General features: G+C 73.4%; 22 protein-coding genes. 8 read left to right on the top strand and 14 right to left on the bottom strand.

Annotation, left to right across the window (positions count from 1 at the left end):
* Positions 1–39: 39 nt before the first annotated feature.
* The 3 genes from ACIQMJ_RS22525 to ACIQMJ_RS22515 form a co-directional block, all read right to left on the bottom strand.
* Positions 40–1,002 (bottom strand): methanogen output domain 1-containing protein, encoded by a 963-nt coding sequence (locus ACIQMJ_RS22525; protein ID WP_499762958.1) that lies wholly within the window; start codon positions 1,000–1,002, stop codon positions 40–42.
* A 67-nt stretch (positions 1,003–1,069) separates the two neighbouring features.
* Positions 1,070–2,005, bottom strand: coding sequence for an anti-sigma factor RsbA family regulatory protein (locus ACIQMJ_RS22520; protein WP_499762957.1), 936 nt, complete (start codon positions 2,003–2,005; stop codon positions 1,070–1,072).
* A complete protein-coding gene (locus tag ACIQMJ_RS22515; protein WP_499762956.1) occupies positions 2,002–2,823 on the bottom strand; it encodes an MEDS domain-containing protein in 822 nt (273 codons plus the stop codon). Before ACIQMJ_RS22515 ends, ACIQMJ_RS22520 begins: the two co-directional genes overlap by 4 nt.
* Before the next feature lie 124 nt (positions 2,824–2,947).
* Between ACIQMJ_RS22515 and ACIQMJ_RS22510 the strand changes: the two genes are divergently transcribed.
* Positions 2,948–6,373, top strand: a complete 3,426-nt coding sequence (locus ACIQMJ_RS22510; protein ID WP_499762955.1) for a hypothetical protein — start codon at positions 2,948–2,950, stop codon at positions 6,371–6,373.
* Positions 6,374–6,437: 64 nt separating this feature from the next.
* Here ACIQMJ_RS22510 and ACIQMJ_RS22505 read toward each other — a convergent pair whose 3' ends face one another.
* The 6 genes from ACIQMJ_RS22505 to ACIQMJ_RS22480 form a co-directional block, all read right to left on the bottom strand.
* Positions 6,438–6,923, bottom strand: a complete 486-nt coding sequence (locus ACIQMJ_RS22505) for a GreA/GreB family elongation factor (RefSeq protein ID WP_499762954.1) — start codon at positions 6,921–6,923, stop codon at positions 6,438–6,440.
* Positions 6,924–7,059: 136 nt separating this feature from the next.
* A complete protein-coding gene (locus ACIQMJ_RS22500; protein WP_499762953.1) occupies positions 7,060–7,224 on the bottom strand; it encodes a hypothetical protein in 165 nt (54 codons plus the stop codon).
* A 6-nt stretch (positions 7,225–7,230) separates the two neighbouring features.
* Positions 7,231–8,490 carry an NAD(P)/FAD-dependent oxidoreductase gene (locus ACIQMJ_RS22495; protein ID WP_499762952.1) on the bottom strand — a complete coding sequence of 420 codons (1,260 nt, stop codon included), beginning with the start codon at positions 8,488–8,490 and terminating at the stop codon, positions 7,231–7,233.
* 115 nt (positions 8,491–8,605) lie between these two features.
* Positions 8,606–10,129, bottom strand: coding sequence for a PucR family transcriptional regulator (locus ACIQMJ_RS22490; RefSeq protein WP_499762951.1), 1,524 nt, complete (start codon positions 10,127–10,129; stop codon positions 8,606–8,608).
* Between the two features lie 15 nt (positions 10,130–10,144).
* Positions 10,145–10,570, bottom strand: coding sequence for a group III truncated hemoglobin (locus ACIQMJ_RS22485; protein ID WP_499762950.1), 426 nt, complete (start codon positions 10,568–10,570; stop codon positions 10,145–10,147).
* A complete protein-coding gene (locus ACIQMJ_RS22480; RefSeq protein WP_499762949.1) occupies positions 10,567–11,010 on the bottom strand; it encodes an RrF2 family transcriptional regulator in 444 nt (147 codons plus the stop codon). Before ACIQMJ_RS22480 ends, ACIQMJ_RS22485 begins: the two co-directional genes overlap by 4 nt.
* A gap of 558 nt (positions 11,011–11,568) precedes the next feature.
* Between ACIQMJ_RS22480 and ACIQMJ_RS22475 the strand changes: the two genes are divergently transcribed.
* The 4 genes from ACIQMJ_RS22475 to ACIQMJ_RS22460 all read left to right on the top strand — a co-directional run bounded on the left by ACIQMJ_RS22475 (position 11,569) and on the right by ACIQMJ_RS22460 (position 18,218).
* On the top strand, positions 11,569–12,906 hold the full coding sequence (locus ACIQMJ_RS22475; protein WP_499762948.1) for a pectate lyase: 1,338 nt from the start codon (positions 11,569–11,571) through the stop codon (positions 12,904–12,906).
* A gap of 2,207 nt (positions 12,907–15,113) precedes the next feature.
* On the top strand, positions 15,114–17,429 hold the full coding sequence (locus ACIQMJ_RS22470; protein WP_499762947.1) for a hypothetical protein: 2,316 nt from the start codon (positions 15,114–15,116) through the stop codon (positions 17,427–17,429).
* A gap of 86 nt (positions 17,430–17,515) precedes the next feature.
* Positions 17,516–17,908 carry a hypothetical protein gene (locus ACIQMJ_RS22465; protein WP_499762946.1) on the top strand — a complete coding sequence of 131 codons (393 nt, stop codon included), beginning with the start codon at positions 17,516–17,518 and terminating at the stop codon, positions 17,906–17,908.
* A gap of 64 nt (positions 17,909–17,972) precedes the next feature.
* Positions 17,973–18,218 (top strand): three-helix bundle dimerization domain-containing protein, encoded by a 246-nt coding sequence (locus tag ACIQMJ_RS22460; protein ID WP_499762945.1) that lies wholly within the window; start codon positions 17,973–17,975, stop codon positions 18,216–18,218.
* 3 nt (positions 18,219–18,221) lie between these two features.
* Here the strand turns inward: ACIQMJ_RS22460 and ACIQMJ_RS22455 are convergent, their stop codons facing one another.
* Complete coding sequence (locus ACIQMJ_RS22455; RefSeq protein ID WP_499762944.1) at positions 18,222–18,626, bottom strand: ATP-binding protein; 405 nt, start codon at positions 18,624–18,626, stop codon at positions 18,222–18,224.
* 154 nt (positions 18,627–18,780) lie between these two features.
* Between ACIQMJ_RS22455 and ACIQMJ_RS22450 the strand changes: the two genes are divergently transcribed.
* Positions 18,781–19,128 (top strand): hypothetical protein, encoded by a 348-nt coding sequence (locus ACIQMJ_RS22450; protein ID WP_499762943.1) that lies wholly within the window; start codon positions 18,781–18,783, stop codon positions 19,126–19,128.
* Here the strand turns inward: ACIQMJ_RS22450 and ACIQMJ_RS22445 are convergent, their stop codons facing one another.
* Positions 19,129–20,271 (bottom strand): carboxylate-amine ligase, encoded by a 1,143-nt coding sequence (locus tag ACIQMJ_RS22445; RefSeq protein ID WP_499762942.1) that lies wholly within the window; start codon positions 20,269–20,271, stop codon positions 19,129–19,131.
* A 447-nt stretch (positions 20,272–20,718) separates the two neighbouring features.
* Between ACIQMJ_RS22445 and ACIQMJ_RS22440 the strand changes: the two genes are divergently transcribed.
* On the top strand, positions 20,719–23,322 hold the full coding sequence (locus ACIQMJ_RS22440; RefSeq protein ID WP_499762941.1) for an endo-1,4-beta-xylanase: 2,604 nt from the start codon (positions 20,719–20,721) through the stop codon (positions 23,320–23,322).
* A 117-nt stretch (positions 23,323–23,439) separates the two neighbouring features.
* On the opposite strand, the gene ACIQMJ_RS22435 is transcribed toward ACIQMJ_RS22440, so the two are convergent.
* A complete protein-coding gene (locus ACIQMJ_RS22435; RefSeq protein WP_499762940.1) occupies positions 23,440–23,751 on the bottom strand; it encodes a hypothetical protein in 312 nt (103 codons plus the stop codon).
* On the bottom strand, positions 23,742–24,794 hold the full coding sequence (locus ACIQMJ_RS22430) for a magnesium and cobalt transport protein CorA (RefSeq protein ID WP_499762939.1): 1,053 nt from the start codon (positions 24,792–24,794) through the stop codon (positions 23,742–23,744). The genes ACIQMJ_RS22435 and ACIQMJ_RS22430 overlap by 10 nt, the downstream gene beginning before the upstream one ends.
* A gap of 301 nt (positions 24,795–25,095) precedes the next feature.
* Between ACIQMJ_RS22430 and ACIQMJ_RS22425 the strand changes: the two genes are divergently transcribed.
* Positions 25,096–25,914 (top strand): hypothetical protein, encoded by an 819-nt coding sequence (locus ACIQMJ_RS22425; protein WP_499763076.1) that lies wholly within the window; start codon positions 25,096–25,098, stop codon positions 25,912–25,914.
* Here ACIQMJ_RS22425 and ACIQMJ_RS22420 read toward each other — a convergent pair.
* Positions 25,911–26,264, bottom strand: a complete 354-nt coding sequence (locus ACIQMJ_RS22420; RefSeq protein WP_499762938.1) for an HIT family protein — start codon at positions 26,262–26,264, stop codon at positions 25,911–25,913. The two genes, ACIQMJ_RS22425 and ACIQMJ_RS22420, sit on opposite strands and share 4 nt — an antisense overlap.
* Positions 26,265–26,273: the final 9 nt, after the last annotated feature.

The following is a 26,273-nucleotide window of genomic DNA, read 5'->3' as shown; positions in this document are numbered from 1 at the left end:
CCACCGTGCTCGTGGTCCCGGTCCTGCTGACCGTGCCGCTCAACGCCCTGCTGTGAACGGCGGCGCGGCCGTGTAGTGGTGGGCCCGGGTCGCGGTGGCGGCCGACTCGCCGAGGTGCACCACGACCCGGCAGCCGGGGTCGCCGATCGCGATGCGCTCCTCGAGCGTGACGGCGGCGCGGCCGGTGTTGCGCGCGGCGATCCCGCCGAACACGGCGGTCGTCATGCGGCACAGCGACGGCGACTGCCGCACGTCGGGCCCGAACGGGCAGCGGCTGTTGACCAGCACGATCCGCTCGCCGGTCACCTCGACCACGCGGAAGCGGCCCCCGATCGCCGCCTTGAGCCGGATCACGCACTCGGCGATCTGCTCGGCCGACAACGACGCGTCGGTGATGCCGGTGGCCTGCCGGAACTCCCGTTCCGCCTGCCCGCCGACGTCGACGGCGACCTGCGCGATGGCGCGCTGCGCGGCGTCCGGCCCCTGCTGCGCCTCGACGGCGTTGGCGAGCTGCACGACCAGCGCGCGCAGGAAGCTCTCCCGGCCGAAGCCACCGGTCGGCACGGCCTCCGACAGGTGCGGCAGCGGGTTGACGGTGTGCCGCGGCGGGTCGATGGGTTCCACCGGGCGGGTGACCGGCAGCACCGATTCGACGACCTTGCCGACCCGGCGGGCGGCGACGCTGAACTCCGGCGCGAGCTGGGAGATCAGCCAGAGCCCGCGACCGCGCGGCTGGGCGGTGTCGGGGACTTGCTCGGGCAGGGTGAAGGTCGTGCCCATGTCGCGGACGGTGAGCACGGGGTGGGTCCGGGACCACTCCAGCGACACCCAGATGGGGCCGTCGCTGTGGTCGATGGCGTTGGCGAGCATCTCCTGGGCGATCAGCTCGGCGTCGGCCAGCTGCTCGGCCTCGGTGTCGGCGTGGCGGGCCAGGTAGTCCCGGATGTCCCGGCGCAGCGCGGACGGCACCCGCCGGTCGTTTCTGTCCAGGAACCAGTCCACAGGCCGCACGTCTTCCGTGGTCGTGGTGGGCCGCTTAAGGCGGGCCGCACCGGAGGGGAGGGTGTCGCTAGATGCGCAGCAGGGCGCGCACGGTGGTGCCGTCCGCCGCGGTGTGCAGGCGCACGAGGTCGGCCAGGTCGTTGACGAGCAGCAGTCCGAGCCCCGACGTCCCACCGGCCTCCGGCGGTCGCCGCCCGACCAGCGGGTCGGTCAGCCGGCCGCCGTCGCGGACCTCGCACACCACGTGGCCGTCCTCGGCCCAGACGCCGAGCCGGCACGGACCGGCGGTGTGCACGAGGCTGTTGGTGACCAACTCGCCCGTGATGAGCTCCAGGTCGGCCAGGCGCGGCCCGGTCAGCCCGAGCAGTCGGCCGCGCTGCGCGGCGAACCGCCGGGCGGGCGAGACGTCGGCGGGCCCGGCCACGGCGAACGCGTCGTCGTCGGCGACGGGCAGCGGCGCGTTGTAGCGGGCCACGACCCGGTCGGGCGCGTAGTGGTCGCTGGTATAGCGCCGCTCACCCTCCCAGACCACCGGATGGGTCTCCCGGGCGTCCGCGATCACGGCGGCGTCCAGCGCGACGGTGTCGTAGGGGCACAGGATCGTCACGTCGCGGCCGGTGAACGCGGCGTTGATCAGCGCTTCGTGCTGCGCGCACGCGGGGTACTCGACACCGGACCGGCCGGCCCAGATCGGCTCGCCGACGATGCGCACGTGGCGGTCGGTGCGGGCGTCGGCGAACCGGCGCAGCACCCGCGGGATGATCCGGCCGGGGTTGCGGCCCTCCTCGGCCATGTCGAGCATGGTCACGTGCCGCGCGGCGTCGCCCAGGGCGTCGCGCAGCAGGTCCAGCCGGGGACCGGGCACGGCCACCGCGACGGGGTGGTCGAGGTCCAGGCCGTCGGTCACGAACGGCACCAGGCCCGCCAGGTACTCCGCGTCGGAGCCGTAGAACAGGGCCGGGTGGACGAACAGGGGATCGGGTTCGGTGCTGATGGCGTTCACGCTACCGGCTCCACCCGCACGCCGGGCAGGTCGAGCAGGGCCGCGATGCGCGACGCGCCCGGGAACGCGGTGCGCAGGACCAGCGTGGTGTCCCGGCCGCGGGCGTACCGGTCCAGGCCGATGAGGCCGCGGTGGTCGATGAATGTCAGCCCGGCGGCGTCGAGCACGAGCTGCCCGCCGCGCGCCGGTGGCCGGATCCGGTCGAGCACCTGCACCAGCACGTCCCGGTTGAACATGTCGACCTCCCCGCTGAGCTCGGCGCTGTGGCCCGGTCTGGCCGAGGCGTGCAGGCGGAAGCCGACGCCCGGCAGGTTCGTGCTGGGGTGGACGCTGGCCAGCTGCTCCAGCGCCTGCTCGCTGACCAGGGTCCGGTCGTAGGCGCACAGCGCGGAGAACGGGTGGTCGGCCATGTAGTGGTCGACCAGGTGCTCGTAGTGCAGGAACGCGGTCAGCTGGTCCTGGCTGCGCACCAGCGCCGTGGCCTCCGCGGCCACCCGGAACCCGCGGTACCCGGCCGCCAGGGCCTGCTCGGTGGCCGCCGCGTACGAGCGGACCTGGCCTTCCGGGTCGATGACCGCGCCACGCGGGTCGAGCGAGGAGACCTCGGCCGCCCCGTCGGCCAGCGCCGCCGCGATCCCGTCGACCGAGCGGACGGCGTCGACCAGCGCCCCGGCGTCCCCGGCGGCGACGTAGCGGACCCGCTGCCCGCGCTCCAGCCCGTCGAGCAGGAACTCGGCCACGCGCAGCCCGACATCGGCCCGGTCGTCGTACGACCAGCAGACGTGGTCGTGACGTCCCAGGTCCCGAGTGTGCTGCACAATTCCCGACCTGCGCATACGCACCAACTTAGCGGTGCCCCCCGACCGGGGCACCCCATGGTGCCCACCACCGACCGCGCCGAAGCCGTGCCATGGTCTCCGACCGGCCGATAGCGTCACGCGGGTGCACAGCAACAACGTCGACGGTGTCGTGTTCGGGTCGGTCGTCCAGGTCCGCGACGTGCACAACGACATCCAGGTCGACGGCTCGCACCCGCTCTACCTCGCGCTGGCGAACGCCGTGGTCGACCTCGGCGACCGCAAGGGCGTCCGGGTCGCGCCGGACCTGGCGCTGACCACCGGCGAGACCGGGCCCGAGCTGCGCCCCGCGCCGACTGCGGGCCCTTATGCCTGCGTGGGCGTCGAGCAGGCCGAGCCGTTCCTGCTCCGCCACGTGGACCGGTCGCCAGGCGCACCGGTGCTGAACCGGCGCACGGGCGCGGTGTGCGGGGTGTTCGACGCGAGCGGCGCGGTGCAGCCGATCGTCGAGGTCGACCCGGCGGTGGCGGAGGCGGGCCGGGCCAACACGGCGTGGCTGGACCTGCTGGACCCGGAGCAGCTGGTCGCGGGCGACTGGCGGCACCGCGGGCCGGCCCTGCGCCTCTACCTCGCCGCCATCGCCGCCGCCGACCGCGTGCACGAGAACCCGTGGGCCAGCCACTCCGCGCCGCCGCTGTCGCGGATCCACCTCAAGCGCAAGGCTTCCCAGCGCAACTCCGGCGAGGACGAGCCGGTCGACGTGATCGCCGCCGACCGCCTCGCCGACTTCCCCGGCGCGCAGGTGGTCGCGGGTCCGGGCGCGGGCAAGTCGAGCCTGGTGCGCACGCTGGCCGCGGAGAGCGCCCGGCGGTGGATCGAGCACGGTGACGGCGAGTACGTCCCGGTGCCGATCAGGGCGGAGGACCTGGCCCACGGCGAGACCCTGCCCGACGCGCTGGCGCACGGCGTGGCGCGGGTGTACGGCCTCCAACTCGGCCACGACCAGTTGGTGACCCTGTTGCGGGACGCGCCACTGCCCGGTGTGTCGTGGCTCGTGCTGGTGGACGGCCTGGACGAGGTGTTCGCGCCGGACGTGCGCGAGCGCGTGATCCGGCAGATCCGCGGGCACCGCGAGCACGGGACGCACCGGTTCCTGGTCACCAGCAGGCCGCTCGACCCGCACGAGCTCGTGCCGCTGGTCGACCGGGAGACCTCGCCGACGTACTGGCTGGAGCTGTTCTCCGACGCCGACCTGCGCGAGTTCGCGGTCCGCTACCTGCGCGAGGACGGGCATGCGGACCCGGAGACCGCGGCGGACGACCTGCTGGCCCGGATCGCGCGCACGAAGCTCGCCAGGCTCGCGCACGTGCCGCTGTTCGCGACCATGCTGTGCCACCTGCACTCCGCGACCGGCGGCGGGGAGCTGCCCGCCGACCAGACCCAGCTGTACCGGCAGTTCGTCACCCTGCAACTGGCCAAGCTGCACACGTCCGAGGTGATGGCGACGGTGCGCGGCCGGGTGGCCGGGTGGGGCGCGGAGGCGGAGGACGCGTTCGTCCGGTTCACGGGCCGGCTCACCGACGTGCTGGCCGACATCGCGCACGACGCGCTCGTCGGTGGCGTGCGGGCGTCCCCGCTGGAAGCGGCGGTGCGGTGGCTCGGCCCCACGCCGGTCGCGGACCGGACGTGGGAGGAGTGCGTGACCGACGTCCTGCGGCTCAGCGGCCTGTTCATCCAGTACGGCAAGCGGTTCGACTACCTGCACCACACCTTCGAGGAGTACTTCGCGGCCGCCCGGATCGCCCGCGACCACCCCCGGCCGACGGTGCGCAAGCTGTTCCCGCGGTTGAAGTGGCCGTGGCACGACGTGCAGATCAAGGTGTTCCTGGCCGCGCACTGGGCGCAGGAGGGGCACGACCTGGGCCCGGTGCTGCGCCGGCTGCTGTGGTGGCCGTACGCGGCGGCGAACGTCGGCTTCCTCGCCGAGCTGGTCAACCACGGCGTCGCCCTGCCCGAGGACGTGACGCGCAAGGCGGTGCGGTGGCTGACCGGCGAGCTGCGCAGAACCTCCGACGTCGCCGCGTGGCAGGACCGCGCGCGGTGGCTGCACGACATCGACCGCGGCCGGGCGGTCGCCGTGCTGCGGGAGGCGGTGCTGAGCGGCGGCGGGAACGACGACCGGTTCCAGGCGCTGCGGTTCCTGATCGACGTGGAGCCCGAGGTCGCGGCCGAGGTGGCGCCCGCGTTCTTCGCCGACCGCCGGATCGGGCCGCAGGCCCACGCGGCTGCCGGCGCCCTGCTGCACCAGCGCGATCCCGAGGCGGGGCTGGCGCTGTTCGCCGGGTTGGCCGAGGCCGAGGACGTCGACGCGCAGCTGATGGCCGTGCGGTTGCTCGCGCCGCACCGGCCGGGGGACGCCCTCGACGTGGCGCGGCGGATCGTCACCGGTTGGCAGGCGTCGGACGGGCAGCGGCTGTTCGCGGCTTCCGCGGCGGTGGGGCTGGACGCCGCTCGCGGCACGGACCTGATGTGCCACGTGCTCCGCCACACCACGTCGACCGGGGTGTTCGGGCAGGCGGTGGAGGTGGTCGCCGGCCGGGACGCGCCGCGGGCGACCGCCCTGTGCGAGGAGCTGTCGGGCGACGCGACCGCCGACGCGGGCGTGCGGTACGCGGCCGCCCTGTTCCTCATCGACCGCGCGGGACGGCCGAACACCCTGCTGCTGGACCTGGTCGCGAGCCGCGACTTCCCGCCCAAGAAGCGGGTCGATGCGGCGTTGCGCAACCGGGGTCTCCCGGCCGCCCGGACCGTCCTCCTGGACGTCGTCGAGTCGTTCGCCGACAACGACCGCAAGAAGCTGTGGGCCGTCGAGCAGCTCATGGTCGTGGCGCCGGAGGACGCAGGTCCGTACCTGACGACGTTGGCGCGCGACGAGGACCAGGACCCCACCGCCCGCATGAAGGCCGCGACGCTGGCCGCACGGCACGTCCCGCGTGCCGAGCTGGTCGCCGTGTACGCCGCCCTGGCCGAGTCGGAGTCGATCGACGCCCGGGACCGGTTCGCGTTCGCCGTGCACGCGTTGAAGTCGGACCGGTCCGTGGGCGCGGAGCTGGTGCTGGCCATCGCGCGCGGCACGGGCGCGCCGGATCGGCGGCTGAAGGCCGCCGCGGAGCTCGGCCGGGCGGGGGAGTCGCAAGCCGAGTTCGCCGCCTACCAGGCCATCGCCCGGGACGACCTCGTGCCGGACAAGGATCGGGCCAAGGCCGCGTTGAGCGCGCGCAAGGCCCAGCGCGCGGAGGGCACGGAACTGGTCCGCGAACTGGTCGCCGGGCGCGTGCACGGCAAGGCGCGGCTGCGGTTGGTCGACGCCCTGCCCGCGCGGGAACGGGTGAAGCTGCTGGAGGCGTTCGCGGGCGACCGCGAGGAGCACGACGAGCTGCGGTTGGACGCCGCCGAGCGCCTGCTGGCCCTCGACACCGCGGCGGGCCGTCGCGCGCTGACCCGGCTCGCCGACGACACGCGGCTGAAGTCGTGGGTCCGCACCAGGGCCCGGCTGGTCGCCGACCAGTGACCGGCGGCGGCACGTCCGCCGCCGGCCGGGTCGACCGCGTCCTCCGGCGTCCCGCCGGTGCCGGCTAGCCGGACACCGTCGTGCTGCCGAGGTTCGCGGGGTGGCGCCCGTAGGGGACGGCGTCGAGCAGCGTGACGCGGACGGTGCCGCCGGCGGGCACGCCGTAGGTGCGCTGATCACCCGGACGGGCCCCGGTCAGCGCGGTGCCCAGTGGTGAATCGGGGGAGTAGACCTCGATGTCGCCGTGCTCGGCGGCGCGCGCGCCCAGCAGGAACGTCTCCGTGTCGCCGGTGTCGTCGTAGCGGACGGTGAGCACCATGCCGGGTTCGGCGATGCCGTCGTCGGGCGGGTCCTCGCCCACCACCGCGTTGGCCAGCAGGTCCTGGATCTCGCGGACGCGGTCCTGCCGCTGCCGGCGCAGCGCGGCGCGGTCGTCCTGGTCGGCGGGGTCGTCGGTGCCGCCGGTGCGGTTCAGCTCGGCCAGTTCGGCGCGCAGGCGCTGGTGGGCGTGCGGCGTCAGCCAGGTGCGCCGGGGTCGGGTGTCGGTCATGGTGGCCCTCGGGTGCTCGTGGGTGGGTGCCGTCAGGGCGGCCGGGGAGGTGCGGGCCGCCCTGACGGCTCGGGTGTCCGCGGTGCCGGGCGTCCGGCTGCGCCGGCCCCTCGGACGGGGTGGTTGGCTCGTGGTGTCAGCCGTGCGCGCGCAGGCGGAGCATCCTGTCGACGTCACGGGCGTAGCCGGTGGCGATGTCGGTCAGCACGTCGAGCTGCACGCGCAGGAACGCGTTCTCCTTGCGCAGCCAGTGCAGCTCGGCGCGTTCGTCACCGTCGATCGGGTCGCGGGTGGCTTCCACGGGCGCTCACCGCAGCGGGTCGAACGCGCGCAGCGCGTCGGGCTGCTTGCCGGTGGTGATCTGCTCGGCCAGCAGGCGTCCGGTGATCGGGCCGTGGGCCAGCCCCCACATGCCGTGCCCGCCGGCGACGTACACCCCCGGTGGTCGCACCTCGCCGATCAGCGGGCGGCCGTCGGGCGTGACCGGGCGCGAGCCGACCCACACGTCACGGCGCTCCTCCCAGCGCACGCCGTCGAGCAGCGGCCGGGCCGAGGCGATGATCGCCTCCAGCCGCGCCACCACGCCGGGCGCGTCGGGGTCGCGGAACTCCATCGTGCCCGCGACCCGCAGCGCGCCCTGGTACGGCGTGCACGCCACCCGTGCGGCGGGCAGGTAGACCGGGCCGGGCACCGGGCGGTCCACCGGCACGGTGAACGAGTAGCCGCGGCCCGCGCGCACCGGGACGCGCACGCCCCACTTCGCCGCCAACCGCGACAGCCACGCGCCGGTCGCCACGACGGCCACGTCGGCGGTCACGACCTCGCCCTGCCGCGTGCGCACCGAGACACCCCGGCCGCGCGGGTGGACGTCGACCGCCTCCAGCACGCGGATCGTCGCGCCGCGGTCCTCCACGGACCGGGCCAGCGCCCGCACGAAGGCGCCGGGGTCGAGGTGGCGCTGACCGTCGATCCGCACGCCGGCGGTGAGCACCGGCGACGCGAGCGGCACGAGGTCGCGCAGCCGCTCCCCGTCGAGCTCGGCGTGCTCGACGGGCTGGCCGGCGTCGGCCATCCGGCGCAGCTCGTGCAGCAGCGCCTGCGCCTGCCGGGTGTTCTCGAAGCCGGCGGTGATCGGCGCGTCGACCGTGGGCGCGTCCACGCCGTTGGCGGTCAGCACGTCGAACGCCTCGACGCACTCGGCGTTCAACGACCGGTTGGCGCGCACCGCCCGCGTCCACGACGACCAGCGGCACTGCGCGGCGAACCGCAGCAGGAACGACCACAGCCCCGGGTCGACCGACAGCGGGACGTGCAGCGGCGCGGTCGGGTTGAGCAGCGACCGCAGGCCGTAGCGCAGCACGGACGGCTCGTTCAGCGGGATCGTGAGGCCCGGCGCGAGCCATCCGGCGTTGCCCCAGGACGCGCCCGCGGCCACCCCTGTGCGGTCGAGGACGGTCACCTCGACTCCGCGCTCCTGGAGGAACCACGCGGTCGACAGGCCCACGATGCCCGCGCCGATCACGACCGCCGACCGCGGCCCGCCGTCGCTGCGCCCGACGTCGACCATGACCACCTCCACACCCGCCCGAACTGCTTGTCGAAGCCAGCATCGCGCGGCCGGCCCACCAGGCTGTTGTCCGCTGTCGACAATTCGGCTGGGTGGTCTTGTCGGGAACCGACAGCTAGTCGGTCGCGGCCAGGTCGATGATCATCGCCAGCCGCTTGCGCGGGTCGTCCAGGTCGAGCGCGGTCACCTCGACCATCTTGCGCAGCCGGTAGCGGATGGTGTTCGGGTGCACGCCCAGCCGTTCGCCCGCCTGGGCGAGGTCGCCCTGGGCCTCCAACCAGGCCCGCAACGTCGGCACGTAGTGGGTGGCGTGGTCGCGGTCGTGCCGGCGCAGGTCGGCGACCGGACCCCGGGCCGGCGCTCGTCCCGCCCGGGCGGCGGCGCGCAGGCGTTGCAGCAGGATGTCGTCCCACGACTCGTCGTAGGCGGGCGGCACGGTGCCCGGCGGGCGTGCCTCGTGCAGCGCCAGGCACTCGTCGGCCTCCTGCCGGCTCGCGGGCAGGTCGGCCGCCGCGGCGGTGCCGCCGATCCCGGCGGTCACCGTCACCTGCGCGGGCAGCGCGGTCCGCAGCGCGGCCACCCAGTCCCGCGCCGCGCCCACCGGCTCACCGGGCAGGACGGTGTAGAGCGTGGTGCCCGACAGCGTGCTGCGGCCCGGCCTCGACCAGCCGAAACCGGTCGTGGCGCGGTCGAACGCGAGCAGCAGGGCCGCGTGCCGCTCGGCGGCGATGTGGGCGCGGACCGCGATGACCCGCGCCGGCCCCTGCGGCAGCCCGAGCCGGCTGACCACGGTCGCGGCGTCCGCCGTGCCCTCCAGCAGCCGGATCACCAGGTCCGACTCCACCTGCCGCTCCAGGTCGGCGCTGGCCCGCGAGCGCAGCAGGTGCAGCGCGACGGTCCGGGCGCCGTCGGCCAGCGCCGTGCACCGCGCCCCGGTCAGCGGCACGCCGCAGGTGACCCACACCGACCCCAGCAGCTCCCGGCCGGCGCGCACGGCTACGACCATGCGCCCGGTCAGCCCGTGCTCCGGGTCCTCCTCGACGAACAGCGGCTCGTCGTAGGCGGCCAGGTACGCGGACACCCCGCGCCGGTCGAACAGGTCCCGCAGCCGTTGCGGCGCCTGCCGGCCCAGGATCGTCTCCAGCCGCGCCGGGTCGGCGCCCTGCTGCGAGCTGGAGTACGCCAGCACCCGCGCCTGCCGGTCCTCGATGGTGACCGACCCGCCCACCGCGCCCGCGAGGCTGTCGGCCAGCGCGAACAGGTCCGTCGGGCCGCGACCCGACTCGGTCTCCCGACCCTCCAGCACCAGCCCGTAGACGACGCCGGCCAGTTGGCTCCACGACACGGCCGGATCGACCAGCATCACCGCGACGCCCTCCGCCTCGCCGACCGCGGCGGCCTCCCGCTCGGCCTCGCCGTGCAGCAGGACGACCGCCGCCTTCGCCGTCGCCGCCCACTCCACCGCCTGCGCCACCGACCCGGCCCCGACGGCGAGGAACACGTCGCCGCCCACCGCCCGCGCGTCGTCGGTCTCGCGCATCACCACGCTGCGCAGCTCCGTCGACCGCGGCACCGGGCAGCACGCCAACCGCACGCCGTAGCCGCCCAGCACGTTCACCAGGCGGTCCAACCTGATCACGAGCCCACCTCCCGGTCAGCCGCCCTCGGCCTCGTCACGCCTGCGGATGGTGACCAGCTCGCTCGCGTCCTCGCGGCGCAGCCTGCGGATCATCGACCACGCGATCCGCTCCGCCTGCGACTTCGCCAGGTCCGCCTTCTCACCCGCGAACAGCTCGTCCACGGTGTCACCCCACAGCGCCAGCCACCGGGTGAAGTGCTCCGACGTCAGCGGGAAGCGCTCGTGCAGGTCGAGGTGCACGCGCAGCAGGTTGCGGCGGTAGGTGCCCGCGCGGAACAGCACGGTGGCCCAGAAGTCCGCGATCACCGGCAGGTGCGTGGCGAGGTCGAGCCGGGCCACGTCCCGGAAGACCGGGCCGAGCAGCGCGTCCTCGAACGCCCGCCGGTAGAACTCGGTCACCACCGCCAGCGCGTCGTCCCGGCCGGCCAGGTCGCGGCTCACGGGGTGCCGCCCGCGCGCTGCCGCACCAGGTCGAGCAGCACGGGACCGGCGGGTTCGGCGACCAGCGCCCGGACCGTGACGTCGTCCAGCACGGCCAGGAACGCGAGTTGAGCGGTGCGCAGCGCGCGGCGCAGGTGGCAGCCGCCGCGCAACGGGCACGGCGGCCCGTCGCAGTCCACCACCTCGCGGTCGCCCTCCAACGCCCGCACGACCGCGCCGACGGAGGTGTCCAGCGTCGTGGGCGGGACCCCGACGCCCCCGGCCCGGCCGCGCGCGGTGGCCACGAAACCGTGCCGTTGCAGGCGCTGCACGACCTTGGCCATGTGGTGGCGCGGCACGTCGAGCGCGTCGGACAGCTGGTCGACGGTGAGCCGACCGCCGCCGGTGGCCAGGAGCATCACCACGCGCAGCGCGACGTCCGTGGACCGGATGAGGTGCATGGTCGCGACCGTAGCAAAAGCGGTATTCTCCATTCCTGTTTAGGGTCGGGACGAGGCTGGGGGCGACGTGGAGTCCGAGGGCGGCGGTCGTCCGGAGCCGGTCGGAGACCCGGTGTGCTGGTTGTCGCGGGTGTGCCCGGAGTGCGGCGCCCTGGACGAGGGCCCGGCGCGGGCGGTGTGCCCCCGGTGCGGCGCGGAGATGCCGGAGAGCGAAGACCGGAGCTGAGCCCGGTAATCGTTCATTGCCTGACCTTTTGTTCACGAGTGTGACCCGGGTCGGCCGATTCTGTTCACGAATATGACCGGCCGCATTTGCGCCGCAGTCCGTGGTGATCACTTCGACCGCCGATTACCTCGGTGTTCGACGGAATTCGACACCGGGGCCGCCGCAGTCTGGAAAAACCGTCGTTGACCTGGTGGTTCCGCAGCCTCTAACATCCCGCTGGGAAAGCGGTTTCCCCGAATTCTCACCCTGCCATTCGAGTGTTCGGGAAACGCGCTGTCGGAATCCGTGACCGCCGACCTCGGCGTTCCCGGGAAGTGAGAAGTGGAGTGTTGATGAGCACAGCGGATCACCGTCGATCCACGCGACCCGCACCCTCGCGTGGCACACGATGGCGCCTGAGCCTGGCCGCGGCGGCGGGCGCCACGGCGTTGGCCGCCGGCCTGCTCGCCTGGCCGGGCGCGACGCCGGCGGACGCGGCGGTCGGCGCGGGCACGTACACGATCAAGAACGCGGGCAGCGGCCTGTGCCTGGACGTGCCCAACGCGAGCGCGGCGAGCGGCGTGCAACTCCAGCAGGCTTCGTGCGGCGGCGGCAGCCAGGCGTGGACGCTGACCTCGGTCAGCGGCGGTTTCAAGATCACCTCCGCCGCCGGTCTCTGCCTCGGCGTCCGGGACGCGTCCACGTCGGCGGGCAAGGCGATCGAGCAGCAGTCGTGCGCGGGCACCGCCACCCAGACCTGGTCGTTGACCGCGAGCGGCAGCGACTACCGCGTGGTCAACACCAACGGTGGCAAGTGCATGAACACCCAGGACAACTCCACCTCGGCCGGCGCGCTGGTGCAGCAGAACTCCTGCGACAGCGTCGCCACCAAGCAGTGGACGTTCACGCCGACCAGCGGCGGCCCGACGTCGACCACCACGTCGACCTCGACCACGTCGCGCACCACCACCACCACGACGACGACCACTACCACCACCAGCAACCCCGGCAGCGGTGACGGCAGCGGTCCGTGGCCTTCGGACACCGGCAGCGTGCACCAGACCACGACGCGCAACGTGGGCACGTACTTCAACGGTGGGATGAAGAAGTACTACGGCATCGGCGACGGTGGTCAGGGCGAGAGCCAGGACCCGATGTTCGTGGTGGCCAACGGCGGCACGATCGAGAACGTGATCATCGACGCCCCGGCGGGCGACGGCATCCACTGCGAGGGCTCCTGCACCATCCGCAACGTCTGGTGGAACGACGTGGGCGAGGACGCGGCGACGTTCAAGTCCTCCAGCTCCTCGGCGACCTACCTGGTCGACGGCGGCGGCGCGAAGTCGGCGTCGGACAAGGTGTTCCAGCACAACGGCGCGGGCACGCTGACCATCCGCAACTTCCAGGTCAACGGCGCGGGCAAGCTGTACCGGGCGTGCGGCAACTGCGCCACGTCCTACCAGCGGCACGTGGTCATGGACGGCGTCACGGCGCGGTCGACCAAGGTGCTGGCGGGCATCAACACCAACTGGGGCGACACCGCCCGCTTCTCCCGCATCACGGTCTACGGCAGCGCCGTGATCTGCGAGAAGTACCAGGGCGTCCCGAAGGGCTCCGAGCCCAAGAAGATCGGTGAGGGCGCGGACGGCAAGAACTGCTTCTACTCGGCGTCGGACATCACCTGGCGCTAGGCACGACCGTTCGTCGGCGGGGCCGCGACCACCCGGTCGCGGCCCCGCTGCCGTGCGGTGGCCGCCCGTTCTCGTGCGGCTCGACGACCTCGACGACCTCGACAGCCGGTTTGGCTGCGGATCTCGCGAACCGGCCACCGTCGCGTGACCGGATGACTACACTGCGACGCGGTCCACCCGGGGCGAGCCGTGAAGCGAGGTGTGATGCCCGAGCCGTTGTCCGGCCGCGCCACCGTTGTCAGAGCCGGGCGTTAGCCGCCGCATGGACCCGGCGACCCGGCCGTTCGAGGACCTGGTGCGCGACCGCACCGCCGCGGACTTCGTCCGGCGCGGCTGGCTGCACGAGCGGATCGAGCGGGCCCTGGCCGACGGGGCCGCCCGCTACGCCCTGGTCACGGGGGAGCCGGGCGCGGGCAAGACCAGCCTGCTGGCCGGGTTGGCCGACGCGCACCCGGACTGGCTGCGCTACTTCGTCCGACGGGACAGCCGGACCGCGTTGGCCGGCGGGGACGTCGCGTCGTTCCTGCTGTCGGTCGGCCACCAGCTCGCCCGCCAACGGCCGGAGATCTTCGCGCAGGACCGCCTGGAGATCGTGGTCCGGCAGCACGTGGACGCCGTCGAGGCCGGCGGCAGCGCGGTCGGAATCCGGATCGGCGACCTGACCGCTTCACCGTTCCACCGCACGGCGACGCTCGCCCTGGAGCAGCGGGTCACCGGCAGGGTGTCGGGCCGCGTCAGCGGCATCGAGATCGGCACGGCGAACCTGGAACCGAGGCTGCTGGAACCGGACAACCTGGCCCACCTCGCGCTGCTCGGCCCGGCCGAGGTGCTGGCGGCCGAGGACCCGGACGCCCGGATCGTGGTCCTGGTCGACGCGCTGGACGAGCTCGCGGTCGAGCGGGCGAGCCTGCTCGACTGGCTCGCCCGCGGCCCGGAACTGCCGCGCAACGTCCGCTTCGTGCTCAGCTCCCGACCGCACGCCGTGCTCGAACCGCTCCGGTCGTCGCGGGCGGGCCGGCTGCACGAGATCGCCATCGACCCCACCTCCCGCCAGGTGGTGGACGACCTGGTCGGCTACGCCGAGCGCGCGTTGGGCACACCGGCTGTCACGCGCGCCGCGGCGGCGGCCGGACGTGACCCGGAGCAGGTGCGCCGTGACGCGGTCGGCCGGGCCGCCGGGAACTTCCTGTACCTGGCGACGTACGCGCGGGCGCTGGACGAGGCCGCGTCCGCGGGCGACGACCACGAGCTGGTGGCCGCGCTGCTCTCCTCGGCCGACCTCCCGCCCGGCCTCGGCGGGCTGTACGCGTTCTTCGTCGCGACCCTGCACTCCGACCTGGACCGGCTCGGGATGCTGGAGGTCCGCGATCCGACCGGCGCCGCCGACGCGCTGACGCCCGCGTGGGAAGGCGTCGGCCAGCCGATCCTCGGCCTGCTCACCGTGGCGCGCGAACCGCTGGCGGTGGAGGAGCTGACCGCGCTCGCCGGCATCCGGGTGTGGCCGCGCGCGGTGCGCAACGTGCTGGCGCGGCTGCGCTGGCTGCTGGACGAGCGGGACGGCCGGGTGGCGTTCTACCACGCCTCGATCGGCGAGTTCCTGGCCGCGACGCGGCACCCCGACCACGCCGTGGACGCCCTGGAGTGGCACGAGCGGATCGTGCGGCACTACCGCGGCACGGCGGCGACCTGGGCCGAGGTCGACTGGTCCGCGGTGGACCGCTACGGGCTGGTCCGGCTCGCCGAGCACGCCGTCCGCTGCCGGGACGCGGTGGCCGACGACGCGGTCGGGCTGGTCTGCGGCGGGCTGCGTCGCGCGGTCCGGGCGAGGCTCGGCTCCGACCGCCACTTCCTGCGGCTGCTCGACCTCGTCACCGACCGGGTCGTGGCCCGGTTCCCGGTGGCCACCGGCCTGCCGACCACGCTGTACCTCGGGGTGGTGCGCCGCCAGGTGCTGCGCGGCGGGCGCACCCTGGCACCGGCCGTGCTCGGCCTGATGGCCCGGCTCGGCCGCACCGAGGAGGCGCTGGAGCACCTGGCCGCGCTGCCGCCGTCGCTGGAGCAGTTCGAGGCGGCGGCGGCGATGGCCGAGCACCGCCCGGACCTGCTGGAGCTGGTGGTGGAGACGGCGTTGACCGTGCCGCCGCACGAGGCCGGGGGACGGCGGCCTGACGGGGGAGTCCCGGCACCCGCTGAAACGGGCCGCCCGGTTGCTCGCGCCGCACGACCTGGGCCGCGCGCTGCGGCTGTGGGAACGCGCCGACAGCCGTCCCGAGGAGCCGGACCCGCTCTACCGCGCCGCCGCGGCCGCCGCCGACCCGGCACGCGCCCGCGAGCTGATCCCGTCGATCCGCGCCGACCGGGCCGGCGCGTGGCTGGACCTGGCGGCCAGGGCCGAGCCCGCCGACGTGCCGGAGCTGCTGCGGCTGGCGGAGGAGAGCCTGCCCGACGCACCGATCGCCGACCGGTTGCGCGCCCGCGCGAGGCTGGCGGTGGCGTCGGGTGAACGGCACCTCGTCGCGCTGCGCGCCGAGGTCGACCACTCCGCCGAAGACCCGAACGAGCTGGTCAAGGGCGTGGTCGGGGCAGCCGCCGAACTGGTCGCGCACCACCGCGCGACCGCACGCGCCCTGCTGGACCGGGTCGACGCCGCCGAGCTGAACGGCCTGGTCGACGACGCGTTCCTGCGCGCGGCGACGTCGTGGGCGGAACTCGGTGAATTCGGCCGGGCGGACGCCGTGCTCGACCGCCTGCTCGCCTGGAACAACACGGTGTGGACGGTGGTGCGGGTCAGCGCGGTGGTCGCCCGGTTCGACCCGGACCGGGCGCGGCGGCTGGTCGACCGCGCGTACGCCATGATCGGCCCCGCGGCCGCCGACGACGGCGTGGTCAGCCGGGACTTCCGCGAGTCGTACCTGGACACGGTCGCGGTGGAGCTGGCCGGGTACGACCCGGACCGGGCGGTCGCGGTCGCGGGCGAGCTGACCGGCGTCGGCTGGTCCGCGGTGGGCCACGACCGGTACACGACCCTGGCGCGCGTCGCGCACCGCCGGCTCGACGTGGGCGACACCGGCACGCCGCGCTCGATCCTGGACGACGTGCTGCGGTCGGCGGAACTGGCGCCGCCACTCGTGGACGGCCCCCGGCTCGGCCCCTACTTCCCGGTCGACGGCCGCACCGACCGGCCGCGGTCCGCGCGGGACGGGTTCGAGCACCTGCCGTACCTGATGAACCACACCCGCGACTGGCGGTTCCTCAGCGAGCGGCGCTTCCACCGCGACCCGGCCGACGTCATCCGCGCCATGACACCCGGCTCGTGGTCGACGGGCAACCCGTACGGCCTGGCCCGCACCGTCCGCGTGTTCGCCGAGGTCGTCGGCGAGCGCGACCTGGCGCACGCCGCCGCGCTGGTCAACGCGCTCACCGACGGCGGCGAACGGCTGATCGCGGTGGCCTCGCTGTTCCGGTCGGCCGCCCACGCCGGTCTGGACGAGGCCGCCCGGCACCTCTGGGACTCGTTCACCGGGTCACTGGCCCACGTCCCGAGGTACGAGTGGGCGGTCGACGACCAGGACCCCTACGCGTTCGCCTACGTCCGCCCGGACCACCGGGCCCGCTTCGAGGCCGCGCTGCGGTTGATCCCCTACCAAGCCGACCCCGGCATGGCGTTGCTGGCGGCGAGCGGCGCGGGGTTCCTCCAGTACGCCTTCCAGCTGTCGTTCGGGGCCTTCGCGTCGGGCGCGTACGTCGACAGCGTCCTGCACGGCGTCGAGCCGTTCCCGGCGTTCCGGGACATGCACGAGAACGCGCTCGCCCGGACGCCCCGGCCCGCCGGCGAAGACCCGCTGCTGGACGTGACCCTCGCGGCGGTGGCGTTCCACGAGTTCCGCCGCTCGCCGGAACGGCACCGCGCCGCCGCGATCAGGATCGGGCACCCCGTGTACGCGGCCGTGGTCGACCTCGTGACGGCGACCGACGGGCCGGCCGGCGCGGCGTTCACCGAACGGGTGCGCGGCCTGCTGCCCGGCGAACGCCTGCCGGCGGCGGCGGGGCTGGTCGCGTTCGCCGCCGAGCTGTGGCCGGGGCACGAACGGGTCGAGCGGCTCGCCGCCGAGGTCGTCGCCGCGAGCGAGGGTCGCGCCGCCCAGCGCGTGGTGGCGCTGCTGCCGCTGGCCGCCTCGCCGGCGCTCGGGCACCTGGTCGACCCGGTCGGGCTGCTGGCCGAGGCGCAGCGGCTGCCCGACGACCCGTTCAGCCGGGTGGAGCAGGACGAGGTGCTGTTGAACCTGTTCCCGGTCCTGCTCCGGCAGCACCCGCCGACCGCCCTGCGCCTGCTGGCCGACACCGTGCCGGAGAACTGGGAACGGGCCATGGCGATGCTGGAGCACGCCGCCCGCCCCCTGGTCGCCGCGTTCGGCACGGAGGTGGTGGACTGGTTGGTCGACGCGGTCCGCCGAGGGCTGGCCTGCGCGTCGCCGGACGACACCGCGCCCGCCGAGGTCGACGGCGTGCTGATCGGCTCCTGACCGATCTCCCCGGCGCCGCGGGCGAGTTCGGATACCGTGTGGAGCGACCGGGCGGCGTGGCGTGAGCAGGGCGAGGGGCAACGACGGTGACCAGCTGGATCGACGTGATCAACTATGTCCGGACGCGGTACGAGGTGCTGGAGGAGACCGACAGCTGGCTGCGCTTCCGGCTCGACCTGGACCAGGACCGGACCCAGCAGGTCTCGGTGCACCACGTGCCGGAGTCCGACGGCGTGGCGTGGGTGGAGATCTCCTCGCCGGTCGGCCGGGTCGACGCGATCGACCTGGAGCGGCTGCTCCGGCTCGCGGGCACGGCGGCCGTCGGCGGTGCCGCCGTGGTGGACGACGTCGCGCTGCTCAAGCACACCGTGCCGCTGGAGGACCTGAGCGTGCGCGAGGAGTTCGAACGGCCGCTGATGTTGCTGGTGTCGGCCGCCGACCGGTTCGAGCACGAGCTGACCGAGGGCGACAGCTTCTGAGACCGCCGCGTCGCGCATCGCTGTTGTACGGTGGAATTCCACCGTGCCGCGACGGAGGGACGCCATGACGGCCGAACGGCTCGAAGGTCACCTCGTCCGCGATCCCCGCACCCTGCGCGCCGACGTCGAAGCGCAGCTGGACCAAGCCGCGGAGGAGGTCTCCCGCCGGCTCGGCGGCAAGATCGACCACCGGGTGGTCCGGGCCGCCGTGGCCGACGCCTACCGGCGGCTCGCCGCGCGGGCCACGTTCCCGAACTTCCTGCCGATCCTCGCCGCGCGGTCCGCCCAGCGGACCCTCCAGGCCACCTGATCGTCAGGACAGGGGCAGCTCGGCCCACACCGTCTTGCCGTCCTCGCCCAGGTGGGTGCCCCACTGCCGGCGTGACAGGTTGTCCACCATGATCAGGCCGCGGCCGCGGAACGAGCCCAGGCGTGAGGCCCCGGCCACCGGCAGGCGGTCCGGGCTGCCGTCGTCCACCTCGATCCGCAGCGCGTCGCGGTCACGCGAGCGGTGCACGCGCAACCTGCGTGGTGCGCTGGCGTGGTCGTAGGCGTTGGACACCAGCTCGGTGCACACCAGCATCAGGTCCTGGAGGACGTCCTCGGCCAGGTCGGCCAGGACGGTCGCCAGCCACTGCCGGATCTGCGCCAACGGCGGCACCGGCATGCTGAGGTCGACGCTGATTCTGGCAGCGAGTGCGTGGTCGGACTGAGTCATGGGCCGTTCCCCCAGTGCGCGTCCAGCCGCCCTGTCTGTTCAAAACGGCCCTTGGCGTCATCGGGTACCCCGATCGTGGCGGACGCACACATCTTGTCCTCCGGACGCGCTGAGCACATGCCGCGTCACGGATCGTGATCTACCCTGGCTTTCCGTGAGTGAGCACAAGGTTCAGGTGGAGGGCGATCCGGTCGCCGTGCTGCGGGTGGCCGTCGACTGCGCGGTGCAAGCGGTGCTGCGCCTCGACCCCCGGCACGTCGACGCCCGGCAGGAGATCAACCGGGTGCTGGCCGGGTACGCGGCGACCGTCGCCCCGGTGCTGGACCACCTGCGGGATCTCGCGGACCGCACGCCGAACGGTCCGGTGTCGGCCGCGCTGGGGTTCCTGGACGACGCGGGCGACCAAGCCGCCTCCGGTGACGTCCAGGCCGCCCGGGTCTTCCTGCTGGCCGGGAGAGCCGCGCTGTTCCGCCTCGCCCGGGCCGGGCCCGCCGGCGGCTGATCAGGCGCTGCGCCGGAACGGCCCGCCGGTCCACGTCTCGGAGCCGGAAAGCGTGTCGCGGGCCAACCGGTCCAGCACGTCGGACATCCGGCCCGCGCGGGCGAAGGCGCGCCGCTGCCGGTCCGTGCCACCGCCCTCGGCGTCCAGAGTGGACAGCAGCCGGCGCACGTGGTCGACGTCGTCGAGGTGGTCGTGGACGCGGTGCAGCAGCCGGTCGAGCAGCAGGCGCGTGGGCACCAGGCGCCCGGACAGCACGTCCAGGGAGAGCCCGGTGATGCCGTCCCGCGCGGCACGCCACGTGGCGGCGCGCAGCACCTCCGCGGGCACCGGTGACGCGTGCAGGCCGCGTCGGAGGTCGGCCAGCGCGGTGGTGACGAGCGCGCGCACCAAGGCGGCGAGCAGGACAGCTTCGTCCACAGTGGCCGCGACGTCGGCGACCCGGACCTCCACGGTCGGCAGGTGAGCGGAGGGCCGGACGTCCCAGTAGATCATCCGCCGGTCGCGCGCCGCGCCGCAGGCGAGCAGCATGTCGCACGTGGACTCGTAGTGCGCCGCCGACTCGAAGTGCGGCGGCGGGCCCGCCCCCGGCCACCGCGACCACACCACCGACCGCCAGCTCGCGTAGCCGGTGTCCAGGCCGTGGGCGAAGGGGGAGTTCGCGGTGACCGCCGCGAGCACCGGCAGCCACAGCCGCACGTGGTTGCACACCTGCACCGCCGTCTCCGGGTCCGGCACGGCGACGTGCACGTGGCAGCCGCAGATGGACTGCTCGGCGGCGAGCAGCCGGTAGTCCTCGGCGAGCCCGCGGTAGCGGTCCTGGCCGTCGGTCGGCAGGTCGGGTCCGCCGACGGGCGGCGCGCCGACGGCCAGCAGGCGCAGGCCGAGCGAGTGCGCGGCCTCGGCGGCGACCAGGCGCAGGCCGAGGAGCTGCCGGCGCACGTCGGCGAGGTCGTGGCAGATCGGGGTCCGGGTCTCCACCTGCGCTCGGACCAGCTCGACGTCGAGGTCCACGCCGAACCGCGCCCTGGCCGCGTCGACCACCTCGCGCCCGCGCGGCACCGGCATCCCGGTCCGGGCGTCCACCAGCAGGAACTCTTCCTCGACTCCGAGCGTCGGAGCGTGCGCGCCTGCCAGGCTGCCCATCGCGGCCTCCGGTGGCTGTTCGATCAGGGGCCGTGGGATACCCCCGATCGGATGTACCAACCCCTCCCCGCGGCGGTGCCTCCCGGCCCGCTCTGATGGTCCGATCGGGTGAAGCCGGACGCGGTCGCTCAAGTGATCGGCTCGTCGTGCCGAAGAGGAAGGTGAGCACCGGCACCGGAACTTCGGTCCGGTGCCTTTTCGCGTCGCCAAGCGCGCCGAACCCTTTCGCAAGCTCCTGCTCCACGGTCGGCGACCGGTGGACTTTCTCGATCTACCTGATCTGCACATCTGTGCTGTGCGGGGCGCTCGCCAACTGAGACTCGCGGGTTGCCGAGGTGCATCCGGAGCATTGACATGTTTCGTGGAGCAGATCGAAACTTTAGGTCATCGTTTCGGCTGTCGATCGGTGTTGCCGTCTCCACCACCCTGTCTCAAAGGAGAGCCCTGGTGATCATCAGTTCAGGCCGCTTGAAAGTCCGTTCGGCGGTGCTCGTGTTGGCGGTCGCGGCGTTGGCGCTGGCCGGGACGTTGACCGCGGTGGCGCGATCCAGCACACCCGCGGCGGGTGGTGTGGTGGCGTTGGCGGGTGTGGAGGACGACGGGGCGGATTGCCCGGTGAGTCTCCCCGGGTCGTTCCCGTCGAACTCGCGTCTGCCGGACCCGTTCACGAAGCTCAACGGTCAGCGGGTCGGGTCGCGGTCGGAGTGGCGTTGTCGTCGGGCGGAGATCCGCGAGTTGGCGGAGCGGCACGTGTTCGGCGACAAGCCGGCGAAACCGGCGTCGGTGACGGGCACGGTGACGGCCGGTAGCGTCACGGTGAACGTGTCGCACAACGGCCGTAGCGCGAGTTTCTCGGCGAGCGTGCAGCTGCCGTCGGGTTCGGGCCCGTTCCCGGCGGTGATCGTCTACGGCGGGTTCGGCGGTGACACGGCCACCATCCGCGCCGCGGGCGCGGCGATCATCAGCTTCGACCCGTACTCGGTGGGGCGTGAGGGCACGCCGCGCACCAACAAGCAGGGCGCGTTCTACACCCTGTACGGCAACACCAGCCCGACCGGGCTGCTGATGGCGTGGGCGTGGGGCGTGTCACGGATCATCGACGTGATCGAAGCCTCCGGCGGCAATGTCCTGCGTGCCGACATCGGCGTGACCGGCTGCTCCCGGTTCGGCAAGGGCGCGTTCGCCGCCGGCGTGTTCGACCAGCGCGTCGCCCTGACCATGCCGATCGAGTCCGGCACCGCCGGCGTGCCGATCTACCGCGGCGTCAACGCCGAAGGCGGCCAGACCCTGGCCAGCGCCTACGGCGAACAGCCCTGGTTCGGCGACCCCTTCAGCCCTTACACCGCCAACCCCAACGCCACCCCGATCGACACCCACTCCCTGGTCGCCATGGTCGCCCCACGCGGCCTGTTCATCATGGACAACCCCCACATCGCCAACCTCGGCCCCCGCTCCGCGAGCGTGGCGGCACTGGGCGGCGCCGAGGTGTACAAGGCGCTGGGCGCGGGCGCGAACATCACCTACCACTCCAACGTCACCGACGGCAACCACTGCGCCAACCGAACCGAATGGCGCACCCACATCACCCAAACCGTGCAGAAATACCTCACCAAAACCGGCAACCACACCGGCACCATCACCATGCACACCAAAGCCACCGGCAACCTCACCCAATGGCGCGACTGGACCACACCCACACTGACAGACAGCCCCACCACCACCACCACCGGTGACACGACCACGACGACCACCACCAGCACGACGACCACGACCACCACGTCGCAGCAGCCGGGCCCCGGCACCACCCTGGCCACCGCGGCGAACCGGACCGGTCGGTACTTCGGCACCGCGGTCGCGGCGAACAAGCTGGGCGATTCGACCTACGTCGGAATCCTGAACCGCGAGTTCGACATGGTCACGGCCGAGAACGAGATGAAGATCGACGCGACCGAGCCGCAGCAGAACCAGTTCAGCTACGCCAACGGCGACCGGATCGTCAGCCAGGCGACCGGCCAGGGCAAGCGGGTGCGCGGCCACACCCTGGCGTGGCACTCGCAGCAGCCGGGCTGGATGCAGAACATGTCCGGTTCGGCGTTGCGGTCGGCGATGCTGAACCACGTCACGCAGGTGGCCACGCACTATCGGGGCAAGATCTACGCGTGGGACGTGGTGAACGAGGCGTTCCAGGACGGCAGTTCGGGTGCGCGTCGTGACTCGAACCTCCAGCGGACGGGCAACGACTGGATCGAGGCGGCGTTCCGCGCCGCACGGGCCGCCGACCCCAACGCCAAGCTCTGCTACAACGACTACAACACCGACGACTGGACCCACGCGAAGACCCAGGCCGTCTACCGGATGGTGCAGGACTTCAAGCAGCGCGGTGTGCCGATCGACTGCGTCGGCCTCCAGTCGCACTTCAACAGCCAGAGCCCGGTGCCGTCCAACTATCAGACCACGCTGTCGAGCTTCGCGGCCCTGGGCGTGGACGTGCAGATCACGGAGCTGGACATCGAGGGTTCCGGTTCGGCCCAAGCGTCGAGTTACGAGCGGGTCGTGAAGGCGTGCCTCGCCGTTGCCCGCTGCACCGGCATCACCGTGTGGGGCATCCGTGACACCGACTCGTGGCGCGCGTCGGGCACCCCGCTGCTGTTCGACGGTTCGGGCAACAAGAAGGCCGCCTACACGTCGACCCTGAACGCCCTCAACGGCGGTGTCGTGCCGACTTCCACCACCACGACCACGCCGACCAGCACCACCACGACGACCACCAACCCGCCCGGCGACGGTTGCACCGCGACGTACTCGGAGGGCACGAAGTGGAGTGACCGCTTCAACGGCCAGGTGACCGTCACGGGGACCGACAACTGGGTGGTGACGGTCACGGTGAGCTCGCCGCAGAGGATCATCGCCACCTGGAACACCAGCGCCACCTGGGACAGCTCGGGCAACGTGATGACCGCCCGCCCCAACGGCAACGGCAACGTGTTCGGCTTCACCATCCAGCACGGGGGCAACTGGAACTGGCCCAGCCTGACGTGTCGCGTCGGCTGATGCCGTGACCGCACGGGAGGCCCGGCGCCAGTCGCCGGGCCTCCTCGTCGTTCAGCCGACGGTGACGGGTTCCCGTTCGGGGGTGGCGGTCCGGCCGGGCCGACGAGCAGCGTCGACCTAGTGGCCTCCGGCGGCCATGGCGAACAGCATGAGCGACAGCAGGAGTTGCAGGACGGCGACGCAGGTGCCCGCGACCGCCGTCCAGTCCAGGCGGTACTCGGTCTTGGTGGTCATCGAGCGCACGCCGCAGGCCACCGCGCCCAGCGCCAGCACCGGGCCGCCTGCCGGGATCGGCCAGCTGAGCAGGGCGAGGCACAGCGAGATCGGCCCGAGCCAGGCGTCCCGGCCGGGGCGGTCCTTCGCGGGGAACTGCCGCATCATGCCGTCCATACTGCCGTGCCCGGGAACGCCCGCGTCCGTCACAGCCACCGGTTGCGCTTGAACAGCCGGTACAGGCCCACGCAGACCGCCAAGGTCATCGACACCACCAGCGGGTAGCCGTACTTCCAGCGCAGCTCGGGCATGTGGTCGAAGTTCATGCCGTAGGTGCCCGCCACCATGGTCGGCACGGCGATGATCGCCACCCACGCCGACATCTTGCGCATGTCGTTGTTCTGCTGCAACGACACCTTGGCCAGGGTCGCGTCCACCAGGGTCGTCAGCACCTCGTCGAACGCGGCGACCCGCTCGGCGGCGGCGGTGAGGTGGTCGTCGACGTTGCGGAAGTAGGACCGCACCTCCTCGGGCACCAACGGGCCGCAAGAGCCGTCGCTGAGCTTGCGCAGCGGCCCCGCGAGCGGCATCACGGCCCGCCGCAGCTCCATGATCTCCCGCTTCACCAGGTACATCTGCTCGACGCTCAGCTCGCTGCGCGGCGCGAACACCGCGGTCTCGACCAGGTCGATGTCCCCCTGGAAAGCCTCGATCACCTCGCCGTAGCCGTCCACCACCCGGTCGGCGATCTCGTGCAGCACCATCGCGGGCCCGGCGGCCAACAGCTGCGGCTCGGCCTCCAACTGGCGGCGCACGTCGCCCAGCTCCGAGTGGTGCCCGTGGCGGACCGTGACGACGTAGTCCCGGCCGAGGAACACCATGATCTCGCCGGACTCGACGATCTCGTGCGCCGTGGTCGGCGACTCGTGCTCGATGAACCGCAGGGTCTTGAGCACCATGAACAGGTTGCCGTCGTAGCGGTCGAGCTTGGGGCGCTGGTGGGCGTGCACCGCGTCCTCGACGGCCAGCTCGTGCAGCCCGAACGCGTCGGCCACGTCGCGGATGCGGTCCTCGTCGGGCTCGAACAGGCCCACCCACACGAACCCCGCGCCCCGGATGCGGACCTCGGCGACGGCGGCGGCGGGGGACCAGTCGCCGGGCAGCCGCACGCCGTCCACGTACACGGCGCAGGCCACCACCGCGTCCCGCTTCCGGTCCGCGGCCGGTTCGGGGACGCCATCGCCGGCAGCGCTCACCATGGTGATGATCCTGCCCCACTCCGCCCTCTGACGGGTGACGACACGAATGCGCGTTCGAGCCGCCGGTTCGGGGCGTGCGGACGCCTGGCTCGTGTGCGTGCCCCGCGGGGCGAAACAGTGAGATCGCCAACCCCGGCGGCGGACCGGGACGCGAGAGCCACGATCGGCGGCGGTGCCGTGCTGGTGCTCGCGTCGGCCGGGGCGACCGGTTCCCACACGCCGAGCCCCCGAAGCGTCACGGACCTGAACGGGTGGTTTTCCGGGACCGGGGCTGCGCGGACGGGTTAAGTTGCCCGGTGTGATGCGATCCGCGTGGGTTGTGGTGCTGGCACTGGTGGCCGGGTTGGTGGCGCCCGTCCCGGCGATGGCGGTGGTCCGGTCGCCGGGGGAGTGCGCGGCGTCGTTGGACTGCACGGCCGCCGAGATCGACCGGATGACGGTGGCGCAGCGGCTGGAGTTCCTGCGCCTGGTGCAGAGCGGTCCCGCCGCCGGGCTGGGGGCGGTGGACCGGTGGCGCAACATCGAGGGTGTCCTCGCGTTCTTCCACGACCACGGGCTCGGTGCGCCGGGCACGTGGATCTCGCACGTCGACGCGGCGATCCTGGAGGGGGCCGAACGCGGCGTCGCGCTGGCGCTGGGCCGGTCGGCGGACGGGTTCGGCAACCCGGGCTCGGCGCGGTGGGCCGCCTACCTGACCCGGCTGCACCGGGGTGAGCTGACCGTCCGCAACGAGCACGACCGGGCGTGGAGCGAAGCCGAGCAAGCCTCGACCGAGCACGGCGTCGCGATGGCCGAGCAGCTGCACGGGTTGCGCCCGACGGACGTGGAGCGCCGGTTCTTCCTGTTCTCCGAGTTCTACCGCTGGTCCCTGCGCAACCGCCCGGTCGTGCTGGACCTGCTCCTGGTCTACGGCGCGCTGCTCAACCCCGTGCTGATCCTGCGCCGCGTGCCGTTCGTGGACTGGCTGACCGACGTTCGCGAGTCCACCCCGTCCCGCAAGGGCTCGGAGATGGCCTACGCCTACGCGCAACTGGACCCGGTCAACGGCGCGTTCAGCACGGTCGACCTGCTGTTCGCCTACATCCCCGAGCTGTTCGAGGAGTTCCAGGCCACCCGCTAGCGGCGGTCGTGCCGCGGTGTCCACGGCAGCGGCAGCGGCAGCCCGTCGCCCTCCGCGCGCGGGACCACGTGCACGTGCAGGTGCCGGACGCTCTGGGTGGCGTGCACGCCCTTCGAGGTGATCACGTTCGCGTCGGGGAGGTCGGCCGCCAACTCGGCCGCGCGGGCCATCACCGCGGCCGTGACCACGAGGTCGGCGCCGACGTCGGGGACGTGCACGCGTGGCAGGACCAGCAGGTGGCCGGGGTGGACGCCGCCGGTGTCCGGCCGGATCGCCACCGCGTCAGGCCAGGACCGACGCACGTCGGCCGGCGCGTCACCGGCGACGATGAGGCAGAAGACGCAGGTCATGGCGTCGAC

The sequence above is a fragment of the Actinosynnema sp. NPDC091369 genome (assembly GCF_044757065.1).
Taxonomy (GTDB): Bacteria; Actinomycetota; Actinomycetes; order Mycobacteriales; family Pseudonocardiaceae; genus Actinosynnema.
The sequence above is the reverse complement of the archived record's forward strand: the minus strand, read 5'-3'. Positions and strand labels throughout refer to the sequence as shown.

What these genes read in the sequence shown, in the direction of transcription:
- ACIQMJ_RS22445 (WP_499762942.1), bottom strand. Translation starts at nt 20,271, where the DNA reads ATGGGCAGCCTGGCAGGCGCGCACGCTCCGACGCTCGGAGTCGAGGAA.
- ACIQMJ_RS22420 (WP_499762938.1), bottom strand. Translation starts at nt 26,264, where the DNA reads ATGACCTGCGTCTTCTGCCTCATCGTCGCCGGTGACGCGCCGGCCGAC.
- ACIQMJ_RS22430 (WP_499762939.1), bottom strand. Translation starts at nt 24,794, where the DNA reads ATGGTGAGCGCTGCCGGCGATGGCGTCCCCGAACCGGCCGCGGACCGG.
- ACIQMJ_RS22480 (WP_499762949.1), bottom strand. Translation starts at nt 11,010, where the DNA reads ATGCACCTCATCCGGTCCACGGACGTCGCGCTGCGCGTGGTGATGCTC.
- ACIQMJ_RS22460 (WP_499762945.1), top strand. Translation starts at nt 17,973, where the DNA reads ATGACGGCCGAACGGCTCGAAGGTCACCTCGTCCGCGATCCCCGCACC.
- ACIQMJ_RS22455 (WP_499762944.1), bottom strand. Translation starts at nt 18,626, where the DNA reads ATGACTCAGTCCGACCACGCACTCGCTGCCAGAATCAGCGTCGACCTC.
- ACIQMJ_RS22425 (WP_499763076.1), top strand. Translation starts at nt 25,096, where the DNA reads ATGCGATCCGCGTGGGTTGTGGTGCTGGCACTGGTGGCCGGGTTGGTG.
- ACIQMJ_RS22505 (WP_499762954.1), bottom strand. Translation starts at nt 6,923, where the DNA reads ATGACCGACACCCGACCCCGGCGCACCTGGCTGACGCCGCACGCCCAC.
- ACIQMJ_RS22495 (WP_499762952.1), bottom strand. Translation starts at nt 8,490, where the DNA reads ATGGTCGACGTCGGGCGCAGCGACGGCGGGCCGCGGTCGGCGGTCGTG.
- ACIQMJ_RS22475 (WP_499762948.1), top strand. Translation starts at nt 11,569, where the DNA reads ATGAGCACAGCGGATCACCGTCGATCCACGCGACCCGCACCCTCGCGT.